This is a genomic window from Nostoc sp. DedSLP04 (assembly GCF_034530775.1).
Classification (GTDB): Bacteria; Cyanobacteriota; Cyanobacteriia; order Cyanobacteriales; family Nostocaceae; genus Nostoc.
Genome location: NZ_JAVRCL010000034.1, coordinates 27,097 through 38,900, shown reverse-complemented (window position 1 = coordinate 38,900; position 11,804 = coordinate 27,097). Strand labels below are relative to the sequence as shown.

Sequence of the window (11,804 nt, the reverse complement as noted above, 5' to 3'; positions counted from 1 at the left end):
CAGAAAATTGTTTAAATTATGCAATTTTAACTTTGATATTTATCGCGGATTGAAAAACCAATGCACAAGTTTGTACATTATAAAAACAATTTTGATAAAAAATATCTGCTCATCTTTCAGCAACTTCTAGCGAAAGAAAGAGTTTGAGGGTGAGTATCTCTGTAATCATGAATGCGGATAAGTGTTTACCTGCTAAATAACTGATATGCCGCAATATTTCGGAAAATTACCCACCACAAACCAAGCTTGGACAACTGTTAGCAATGTAAAAGCTGTAACCTGGGAAAATAATATTGTTAATTTTGACTGTGGCGACTCACGCCTGACCATCAGCGTACTTACTCCGAATTTAATCCGCGTGCGTTTTGCACCAAATGGGGAATTTATGCCCCGCCGCTCTTGGGCAGTGACGCCAGATGATGCAGAATGGGCAATAACACCTTTTGCAGTGCGCGAAACTGAAGCAACAATCGAAATTGAAACAGCACAGATTCGTGTGTGCGTTCAGCGGGAAAAGTGTCGCATCGCCTGTTTTGACAAAGCTAATCGTCCCTTCGCCCAAGATGCAGATATGGGAATGGGTTGGCGGATGGGTGCAGTTGCAGGGTGGAAGGAAATTGCAGCCGACGAACATTTCTATGGCTTTGGCGAACGTACAGGCTTTCTGGATAAACTCAGCGAAGTAAAAACTAACTGGACAACGGATGCCTTAGATTATGATTCGCTGACTGATGAAATGTACCAGGCAATTCCATTTTTTATGGCTTTGCGTCCGCAAGTAAGCTATGGCATCTTTTTCAACACTACTTTTTGGAGTCAGTTCGATATCGGCGCTGAACAACCAGGTATTTGGAAGATGGAAACTCGTGGCGGTGAATTGGATTATTACATTATTTACGGCCCCGAACCAGCCCAAATCCTAGAGACTTACACTCAACTAACTGGGAGAATGCCATTACCGCCGAAATGGGCGCTAGGTTATCATCAATGCCGTTGGAGTTACGAATCAGAAAACGTTGTGCGAGAACTAGCAAAGGAATTTCGTCAACGCCGCATTCCCTGCGATGTTATTCACTTGGATATTGACTATATGCGGGGCTATCGAGTGTTTACTTGGAGTCCTCAACGCTTCGCAAATGCGGCAAAACTCATCAGTGATTTAGCAGAAGATGGTTTCAAAACAGTCACAATTATCGATCCTGGTGTGAAATATGAACCAGAAGGTAATTATCATGTTTTTGACGAAGGAATAGAAAACGACTATTTTGTGCGTAAAGCTGATGGTACGTTGTTTCACGGCTATGTTTGGCCTGAGAAAGCTGTTTTTCCTGATTTTTTACGTCCTGATGTGAGTAACTGGTGGGCTGATTTACACAAAAGCCTAACTGATATCGGTGTGGCAGGAATTTGGAATGATATGAATGAACCTGCCATAAACGATCGCCCTTTCGGCGATGATGGAGAAAAGATTTGGTTTCCTCTAGATGCGCCGCAGGGAGGAGAAAATTCAAAATTCAAAATTCAAAATTCAAAATTAGGAATTGATGTAACTCATACAGAAGTGCATAATTTGTATGGGTTGATGATGGCTAAAGCTTGTTATGAGGGGTTGGAACGGCATCGAGGTTCAGAGCGATCATTTGTGTTGACGCGATCGGGTTATGCTGGTGTGCAACGCTGGTCTTCTGTGTGGATGGGGGATAACCAATCGTTGTGGGAGCATTTAGAAATGTCTCTGCCGATGCTTTGCAATATGGGACTTTCGGGTGTAGGGTTTGTGGGTTGCGATATTGGCGGGTTTGCTGGTAATGCCACTGCTGAATTATTCGCTCGGTGGATGCAGGTAGGAATGCTTTACCCATTGATGCGCGGTCATTCGGCAATGTCTACTGCTCGTCATGAACCTTGGGTATTTGGCGATCGCGTTGAAAATATCTGTCGAGAATACATTAATCTACGTTACCAGTTACTTCCCTATATCTACAGTCTTTTTTGGGAAGCGGCAACAACGGGCGCACCGATTTTAAGACCATTATTATACCACTTCCCCAACGATCCGAAAACCTACAGCCTCTACGATCAAGTATTGCTAGGTGCATCGCTGATGGCTGCACCAATTTACCGCCCTGGAGTTGAGCATCGAGCTGTCTACTTACCCTCTGGCACTTGGTATGATTGGTGGAGTGGCGATCGCTATGAAGGCCCGATTCACATTCTTGCTCATGCACCATTAGAAAGAATGCCACTGTATGTCCGTAGCGGTGCGATCATCCCTATGCAACCTGTCAGCCAATACGTTGATGAATCGCCACTCGACGAGATTCGGTTACGAATTTGGCCTGGTAACAACGAATATCAGTTATTTGAAGATGATGGACAGACAAGCAAGTATCAAGATAAGAACCACTCAATAACTAACATCCGTGTATTTACCCAGGCAAGCCAAACAGTAGTGGAAATTGCAGCAAGAGTTGGAAAGTGGACACCTCCACTGCGAGAAGCGATCGTAGAACTTGTAGGTGTTGGAGAGCAACGCTTTCAAGATGATGGTAAGCGACATAGCTTACAATTCTGAAATACTCGTAAAGGTGGTTTTTGAGCCACCATTATTTCCTACTTGAAATTATGCAAGAAAAAATATGCATAGAGGTAGATGAAAAAGTAGCCGAAGTGTAGCCTACAATACAAAGAACATCAATGATTAGCTCGTAAGAAATACGTAAGTTTACCACGCTAGATAGATGCGGTTAGAGAACACTCAATGTTAAATATTAACCGCTTGCGGCTGCAAGATAGATTTAAAATCTCTACAAATGCACTTGTGGCAAGAGTCGCAAGTGCGATCGCTGTTTTTGTTGGTAGCTTGGTATTAGTTGGCTGGTGTCTTGGAATTGAGGTTCTTAAGCGCGGCTTCCCTGGTAGTCCTGCCACGATGAAAGTCAACACGGCGTTGTGTTTTGTGTTGTCTGGTGTGTCACTGTGGCTATTTTTCAAAGATGAGCAGGGGAGCAGGGGGGAAAGAAGAATTCAAAATTACCCGCACAGTTCCACAGCCCCCTTGCCCGTACTTACTTTTCTCATCTCTCAGGTCTGTGCAATAGCTGTCACCACAATTGCGGCGCTTACTCTATGTCAATATATATTCGGTTGGAATCTGGGCATTGATGAGTTGGTGTTCCGTGATTCGCGAACTAGTCTAGCGACATTGCATCCGGGGCGGATGGGGGTGAACACAGCACTGAACTTTATACTAGTCAGTGTCGCTCTACAAATTCTGATTCATCCAAAAAGCCACCGCAGTTATTGGTATGCCCAAATTATTACTCTGATTGCTACTTTGATTTCCTTTCAGGCGCTGATGGGCTATGCCTACCAAGTGAAAGTTCTTTACGGACTCGCTCCTTATACAACATCAATGGCGTTACACACAGCGCTGTTGTTCTTATTACTAAGTATAGGGATTCTGTGGGCGCGGGCAGAACATGGCTTAATGAGGGTAGTTACAAGTGATAGTTACGGCGGCTTACTTGCACGTCGTTTACTAGTTGCCGCGATCGCAGTACCTTTTATATTAGGATGGGTAATTGTCGAAGGTCAACGGGCAGGACAATACGATCCGGCATTTGCAATATCGGTATTTGCGATCGTTTTGATTGTAATTTTTACTATTTTGATTTGGCAAAGTGCCAGGGTTATTGAACGCCTCAGCTATCAACGCGACCTTGCCCAAGAAGCACTGAGAACCTACGAAGCTAAACTAGGAAGTTTTGTAGATGCTAACGTCATCGGTATTCTCTTTAGCGATGTGTATGGCGGTATCCAGCAAGCAAACGACGAATTCTTGAGGATGATTGGTTACGCGCGGGAGGATTTGTTAACTGGTAAGTTCAGTTGGCGCAATATCACACCACCAGAGTATTTATATTTAGACGAACAAGGTATCGCTGAAGCCCAAGGAAACACCGGCGCTGCTTGTACGCCCTACGAGAAAGAATTTATTCGCAAGGATGGTAGCCGTATCCCGATTTTAGTTGGTTACGTGCTGCTAGGAGAAAACCGCGAAGAGTCAGTAGCCTTTATCCTCGACTTGAGCGAACGCAAACAAGCAGAAGCAGAACAACAAAAATTAGCATTGCTGGTAGAAAATAGCTCTGACTTTATCGGCATTGCCACCCTTGAGGGTCAATTACTCTACATAAATGATGCAGGGCAAAAGTTGGTAGGGTTTGCCAACCTGAATGAAGTCAGGCAAAAAGCAGTACTAGATTACTTCATGCCCAAAGACAAAGCCTATTTTCAAAAATATATACTGCCGACTGTACTATCAGAAGGGCGCTGGCAGGGAGAATTCTGCTTCCGGCATCTCCAAACAGGTCAACCGATACCAGTTGATTACAATATCTTCACTGTTACAGATAATAAAACAGGTCAACCAATTGCCTTAGCAACTGTAACTCGTGACATCAGCCAGCAAAAGCAGACCCAGGAACAAATATTACAACTAAACAGGGATCTACAGCGCCGCATAACTGAATTACAAACTTTGTTGGAGGTAATTCCTATTGGAATTGGCATTGCCGAAGATCCAAAATGCCAAAATATTAAGGTCAACCTTTCTTTTGCGAAGCAGTTGGGGATATCGTCAGATACAAATGCCTCCCTCAGTGCTGACTTGGACGAAAGACCAACAAGCTTTAAAATCTATCGCCAGGGAAGGGAACTGTCAACAGAAGAACTCCCAATGCAGTACTCTGCTGCTCATGGTGTTGAGGTGATCGATTATGAACTCGATGTCATTCATGAAAATGGCAAAATTGTCAAGCTGTTGGAGTACGTTGCACCCTTGTTTGACGAAGAGGGTAAAACCAGAGGAAGCGTTGGCGCATTTTTAGATATTACAGAGCGCAAACAGGCAGAGGAAGTACTCCTAAAGCAGCAAAAATGGCTAGAGAATGTGTTAAATCTGATGCCAAGACCATTGCTGTTTATCGAACCAGGAACGGCGCGGGTAACTTTTGCCAATCGCTCTGCTGACGAATTAGCTGGGGGCGAATTTCCCAAAGGGATACCCGCCAAAGATTATCACACAGCTTACCACTATACGGATGCAGCTGGCGATCGCATCCCCAATGAACTTATGCCAGGAGTGCGGGTTGCCCGTGGCGAAAGCCTGAATGGATTGGAGGTGGACTGGCATACTCCCGCTGGCGTGCGCTCTCTACTTGTATTTGCTGATACCTTACCAGCAATGCACGGTCATCCGGCTACCTGTATCTTAGTGTTCCAAGAAATCAGCAACCTCAAGACTGCACAAAAAGCCCTCTCATTAAGTTACAAAAGGTTAAAGCTACTATTTGACACAGCCAACGATTTATTATCGAGTCAGCAACCAGTAGTACTAATCGATAGCGTCTACCAAAAACTAAGAGACCAAATTGGTTTAGATATTTACTTTAACTATTTGGTTGAGGATAACTCTCAGGTAATGCGGCTAGAGTCTTACAGCGGCTTTTCCCCAGAAGTAGCAAACCAAATCGAATCCTTGGAATTTGCTGAGGCGGTTTGTGCGACTGTCGCCCATGAGCGTTGTGCAATTGCTCTAGAGAATGTGCAGCAATCAATTGACCCGAAAACAGAATTGATTCGTTCTTTTGGAATTACAGCTTATTATGCATACCCATTAATAGCCCAAGGACGGTTGTTGGGTACTCTTTCTTTTGGCAGCCGCACTCGGTTAAGCTTCACCGACAATCAAAAAGGGATGATGCAAGCAGTATGCGACCAAATAGCCATCGCAATGGAACGGGCTAGTTTAATTGCTTCTTTGCAACAACAAACTGAGCAGTTACAACAAGCCAACCGGATGAAGGATGAGTTTCTAGGAATATTATCCCATGAATTGCGATCGCCCCTCAATGCCATCCTTGGCTGGGCGCAATTACTGCAACGAAGCAAGCTCAGTGATAGCCAAATGGCTAGAGCAACGGAGACAATTGAGCGCAACGCCAAAGCGCAAACCCAGTTAATTGAAGACTTACTGGATATATCGCGGATGAGTAGAGGCCAGTTACGCCTCAATGTCCGTACTTGTAATTTGGTTCCCATCATTGAGTCAGCCATTAAAACTGTTAGTTTAGCCGCTCAATCCAAGGAAATCGATTTGAGATTTTCCCTAATTTCCTCAAAAGCAACACCAAATTCAGATTGGGAATTAGGAGTTAATCGCGAAAATCTCGAATTTCCAGCAGCACAATCCCAAACTAATCAACATTCAAATGACAGCAAGCCGAGTGAAAATTCTCAATATTTAGTTTCCGGGGATTTCGAGCGCTTACAACAAATTATCTGGAATCTGCTATCCAATGCCATCAAATTTACACCCGTTGGCGGAAGGGTAGAGTTGCAATTGTCAGTGGTTAGTGGACAAGAAAAACCACAAACAACGGATAAATATGCCCAAATTCAGGTGATTGATACAGGCATTGGTATCAGTCCTGATTTTCTTCCTTACGTTTTCGATCGCTTTCGTCAAGCTGATAGTTCTAGTACTAGAATCTATGGTGGATTAGGACTAGGATTAGCGATCGTCCGTCATTTAGTAGAATTACATGGCGGTACTGTCCGCGCAGATAGCCCAGGCAAAGAACAAGGAGCGACGTTTACCGTCAAACTACCACTTCTGAAGAATGCCCACCTCGGCTCTTTTGCCCCTCTGCCCCCACCCCCTGGAGTTTAGTCAGCGACATCAGTATGCCCCACAAGGATGTGAGAACAAAAGAGAATTCCAGCCGCAACGTTGACAGATGATGCTATTACGAAAGACCAATTATTATTGTAGAGACGGCGATTCATCGCGTCTCTTGCCTTAACCGAAGAATATTAGGACGGACTTAGAAATGGGGCATTGGGGAATATGAATTAAATTCATCCCTATGTCTCCTAGAGAAAGAGGTTCGTTGCCTTATCTATATTTTCATAAATCAAATAAGACTACGATAATATCCGAATAATTGAGTTTTGATTCCCATAGTAATTAACCACTTTCTTACTAAGTGCCTTAATTGAAGTAGCCTCTTCTACTTATCGAGACTCAGCAGGTTGTTGCAGGCGTAATAGAGTATTGTAAACCTGCCTTTTTAAGATAGTATTATTTTGTAGTTCTATAGTAATTTTGTTGAACTGTTCAAATTTTAAACCATTATCTTCGACAATTTTTTGAGCGTGGTTACAGTAGTTAACTGCGATATCTTGAGCCTTCTTTGGAAGACCATTTATGCTATTAGAATCGTTGCAAACAATTTGGGGGATTTCTCCATTGCCAATAAGTTTTTTAATTTCTTCAAAAGCATTTTGACGGGCTGGCTCCATTGCTAGCACGGCTTGAGCGTAACTGTCGATTTCAGTATTGTTAACTATTGGTGCTGGAGTTTGAGCGTCAGCTTTAGAACTCAATGAAAAACCGTTAGAAATCACACTTACAGTAGCGATCGCACCGAACAATAACGATCGCGACAGGGTTCGCTTTCGGCTAGTTCGGGAAAATAAATCAGAAATTTTCTTCATATAGTATGTGACACGAAACTACATCAGGGATATTATAAGAACTTTGAATTATTTTCAGAGTTGGAAGTTCCAGGAACTGCTCAATACATCAAGCTTTTATATTTGATTGTCAATTTCCTCGGCATACTTGACAAAGTTCGATAACTTTAGTCTGGAGCGTTAACATTTCTGATGCTCCTTGCTTAAGGCTAACCTCTAATTCCAGCAGTAGGGGTAAGCAAAAGATTAACTGTTGCACAGAAAGCAGCTTAATTTCTTGCTGCAAGAAGTAAATTCGTTTGGGATTACCGATGTCAGCGGCAACAGCGATCGCTTGTTGATTCCGTTCCCCACTTTCTATCATAATCTTCACCCACAGCCAGGTGCGAAATTGTCCAATCAGTGTCGCAACTATCCGTAATCCCGGCTCGGAAGCATTGCTCAAATCTGCTAGTGTTGTCAAAGCTTTACCTGTATCTCCTGTTCTGATTGCTGCTGCTAATTGTAAGCTATTTTGGGTAGTATTTCTTACTAACTTTGTAACAGTATCTGTGTCTAAAGGCTGATTGCTATCTTGGACATATAGCCGTAATTTCTCTAACTCATTGTAAAGGAGCCGTGTATCATTTCCTACGGCTTCTGCCAACAGATGGGAAGTATTGGCAGTCAGTTTCACGCCTACAGTCTGGGCTGCTTGATTAACAGATTGCACCAGTAATTCTGTTTTCCAAGGTGGGATAAGAGGAAATTCTCGGAATTCGGTAGCAAACTGTTTTAACAATTTCGTGGATTTGAGGCGTTCATCTGGCTTATTGCGGCTGGTGAGCAATAAAAATGAGTTTTCGGGAATGACACTTAGCGATCGCCCCAATTCTGCCAACACATTCTCAGGACAGTGCTGACACAGAGTGGTGTTTATCAGCCATACCAAACGCCCACCAGCGCCAAAAGTAGGCGTCATCACCTGATTTAACCCCTGGATAACAGCATCAGCCCGATCTGGGGAAAATGCAGTGTAATTAAAACTTGTCCATAGGGGATCGAGGACGCGATCGCGCAAAAGTGCGATCGCCTTTTCCATCGCAAAATCATCTTCACCCCAGTAAACATAGATTGGCATAGATAAACCTCTTAGTAGATGGGAATTAGGAGTGCTGAGTTAGGAGTTTTGTTTACCCCCTTGTCCCCTTGTCCATACGTGTCAACTTAACGCAAAACCCCTTGTCCGCCGGGAATTGAAATTCCCGTCTCATCGCTAAAGTCATCTGAAGATGACTAAATATCGCCAAAAATCTCCAATCTACTTCAGTAGACTTAAGTTAAAAGCCGGAAAATTTATTTCTGGGCGGGCATGGAAGCCAACAGATAAGCTATTTCCAGCTGAAGTTGACACCTATGCCCCTTGTCCCCCTATCTCCCTCATCTCCCCATTCCCCATTCGCAAAAATTAAATACTTTTGAAATCATTCTCTTAATCAAGGTAATTTTCCCTAAAATCTATCAAGTGAGAGCGTGAGGCTATGAAGATTGGACGACAACTATCAAACTTACTTAAATCGGTTAGCAAGACTGACGCTGCCAGAAGCCTACAGATCCCAAGCCCAGCATATTCAGGAATCTTCTAAATTTCAGCTACATTCTGGGTTGAGACAAGCGGCATCCTTTCCTGGCTATACGCTAATTACCCCGCCGGCAGAAGAAGAATCACACAATTCTGCTTTCTATGCCAAATTACAGACTTATCAACAGGAACTTTTGCAGTTGCCTGTAAACCGTAATTTGATTGTACCTGTACCTCCTGCTAGCTTCCATCTGACTTTAGCGGATTTAATTTGGGACAATGCTTACCTTGATGCCTACGAAAAAAATCCTAAATTTGACGAGGAGTTACACTCTTGTTTAGCTGAAATATTTCAAAAATATCAACAATTGATGACAAACAGAAGTCATCCAATTAAATGGCAAATGCTGGGACTAATACTGATGCCAAGAGCCATAGCCATTTGTTTAGTCCCCCAAGATGAACGTTGTTACGAGGAAATTATTCAATTTCGTCGAACAATTTATCAAAATCCCAAGTTAATTGCCTTGGGTATTGAGCAGCATTATCACTTCACAGCCCATGTTACATTAGCCTATTTTGGGGAGGTTCCATCTGACCTAGACCGCATAAACTTCAGCACAATGCTTTCTCAATTGAATGAACAATGGCTGTTGAATTTGCCGGAATTCTCGATTGATCGTGTTGAATTACGAAAGTTTGACAACATGACACGCTATTATCGCGAATCAGACTGGCCGATTTTGGATTTTTAAGTAATTAGGGACTTCCAAGAAATAAATTATCCAATCTTGTGGGGTGGGCATCTTGCCCGCCTTTGGTTACTGGGCGCTCGTGTCGCCCATTCCACAATAAATAGTTGGATATTTTTTTATTTTAAAGTCCCTTAATTAGTAGTCAGTAGTTTCCACTCACTGACTACTGACTACTCATTAGTAATTAGCTTAAAATTTCGGTTGTTGATAACCGAGGTAAATTGCTTCTAAAAAAACATCAGGCGTAACAGCTTCTGGCAATTTTTCTAAATTAATAATAGCTTTAACTTGCTCGGCTAGCTTTAGAGATAGTGAGGTTCTTGCCTTTAACGACATTGCACCGCGTCGCTGTAAATACTCACGAATCACAGCAAAATCATCTGGCATCAATTGCGAGAAATCAGCAATTTCGATTAACTGTTCATGAAGTCCTTTTGCCTGTTCTGAAATTGTCAATCTTGCAGATGCAGTGGGTGCTTGGGTTTGAATTACAATTGTGCCAGCAGCCAAATCACCTAAGCGCTTTTCGCGGCTACCCAACATAATTAAAAAAGCACCGATAAACAAAGTTTCATCAAAGGGTCGCAGTAAAGCACGTAGCGTTGCTTGTTGTAGCCCGATCAATCTACCATCATCTCGAACTACACGAATTTTAGCAAACCGTTTACCAGGAGTTTCCCCAAACCATAAGGTTTCAAAAAATACAAAATAGCCGATGTAAATTGCAAAGGCGATAATGAAGAAAATTGCTAACAACCAAATATCTAAATTTGTTAATTTTTTAAAAAAATATTCAACAAAATTTAACAGCTGTGTCGAGAAGACACTCCAAGTAAGGACAAACAGAAGCAAAGTTACACCCAACACTGTATAGTCAATCAGGAGTGCCAAAACTCGATTACCGATTCCCGCGAGAGTGAATTCCAACTCTACACTTTCTGGAGTCTGGAATGTGATGCGATTAAAAAAGCGCATATTTTAACTAATTCAAAATTAATAGAGTTGGATTAAGATGTTGAGTTAACGAAAATCTTGCGAGGGAGGTTCTCGTAATTGCAAACCTAGACCTTCACGCCGACTACGCAAGTCCAAGTATAAAACAGCTTTTAGTGCTTGCCAAAATGGCATGACTAAAACTCCACCGATCAAACTGCCAATCACAGAAATAATATACACAATCGAGTAAATAGCAGTACCAGGCTCAAGTTTAATTAGGAATAAGCTAGGTATATAGTTTAATACAAACACCAACGGCATTGTAACGATAAAAGCAACTAAAACAATGCCTTGAATGCGAAAGACTGAGGCTTTAGTTAACTCCCAACTTCTGGCAACACTTTCGCCACCATTGATATTTTCCTCAACTGCTAAAGGCACTTCAGCTACTATCCAACGGGAGTAGAACCAGGTTAGTCCTAACAATATAATGCCTGCCGTTACAATTATTACCAATGTGGTTATGACTATAACGCCTGAAGTACCTAATATTCCTCCTAATGCTACTCCGATCAAGCTAGCCACTACACCGCCCACGATCGCTAATCCAATATAAATTAGCAGTAAATATATACCTACTTGCAAACCAACTCTTAAAAATGACCAAAGACGTGGATTAATATGGCTCCTGGCAGTTTGAACACCTTCAGGTTGGTAAATCAATTCTCCAAAAGCCAAGCGTGAAATTAGTCCAGAGATGGCTGCATATTTTGCCCAACCATACACAGGAACTAGAACCCACAAGTGCGCGATCGCAGCTAGGTTAAGATAAGTCTTCAAATGAGAACGATACAACCGTACCGCAGCACTGACAACGTTACCGATACTCAGTGGTTGTATCTGGCCAGAAGATCCAAAGTTTTCAGACATAATGCTAAATTTCCCTTGAAATTACGGAGATCAATTTGAGGCTATCTTAAGCTAAGTTAAACTCAGTGTTCCCAAAATTC

The 11,804-nt window shown here is 42.6% G+C and carries 7 protein-coding genes; 3 read left to right on the top strand and 4 right to left on the bottom strand.

The genetic code is table 11. From position 1 onward, the window contains the following. Window positions 1-205: 205 nt before the first annotated feature. Window positions 206-2,575 (top strand): glycoside hydrolase family 31 protein, encoded by a 2,370-nt coding sequence (locus RMX89_RS19815; protein WP_322690137.1) that lies wholly within the window; start codon window positions 206-208, stop codon window positions 2,573-2,575. Between the two features lie 186 nt (window positions 2,576-2,761). Further along, entirely contained in the window at window positions 2,762-6,736 is a 3,975-nt protein-coding gene (locus RMX89_RS19810) for a PAS domain S-box protein (RefSeq protein WP_322690136.1), read from the top strand. Between the two features lie 344 nt (window positions 6,737-7,080). Here RMX89_RS19810 and RMX89_RS19805 read toward each other — a convergent pair whose 3' ends face one another. Then, window positions 7,081-7,563: a DUF4168 domain-containing protein gene (locus RMX89_RS19805; RefSeq protein WP_322690135.1), complete on the bottom strand. Its 483-nt coding sequence runs from the start codon at window positions 7,561-7,563 to the stop codon at window positions 7,081-7,083. 109 nt (window positions 7,564-7,672) lie between these two features. Then, entirely contained in the window at window positions 7,673-8,662 is a 990-nt protein-coding gene (gene holA, locus RMX89_RS19800) for a DNA polymerase III subunit delta (RefSeq protein WP_322690134.1), read from the bottom strand. Window positions 8,663-9,069: 407 nt separating this feature from the next. Here holA and RMX89_RS19795 point away from each other — a divergent pair, with 407 nt between their 5' ends. Further along, window positions 9,070-9,858 carry a DUF1868 domain-containing protein gene (locus RMX89_RS19795; RefSeq protein ID WP_322690133.1) on the top strand — a complete coding sequence of 263 codons (789 nt, stop codon included), beginning with the start codon at window positions 9,070-9,072 and terminating at the stop codon, window positions 9,856-9,858. Window positions 9,859-10,047: 189 nt separating this feature from the next. On the opposite strand, the gene RMX89_RS19790 is transcribed toward RMX89_RS19795, so the two are convergent. Then, window positions 10,048-10,833, bottom strand: coding sequence for an RDD family protein (locus RMX89_RS19790; protein WP_322690132.1), 786 nt, complete (start codon window positions 10,831-10,833; stop codon window positions 10,048-10,050). Between the two features lie 45 nt (window positions 10,834-10,878). Beyond that, window positions 10,879-11,724: a hypothetical protein gene (locus RMX89_RS19785; protein WP_322669954.1), complete on the bottom strand. Its 846-nt coding sequence runs from the start codon at window positions 11,722-11,724 to the stop codon at window positions 10,879-10,881. Window positions 11,725-11,804 lie beyond the last annotated feature (80 nt).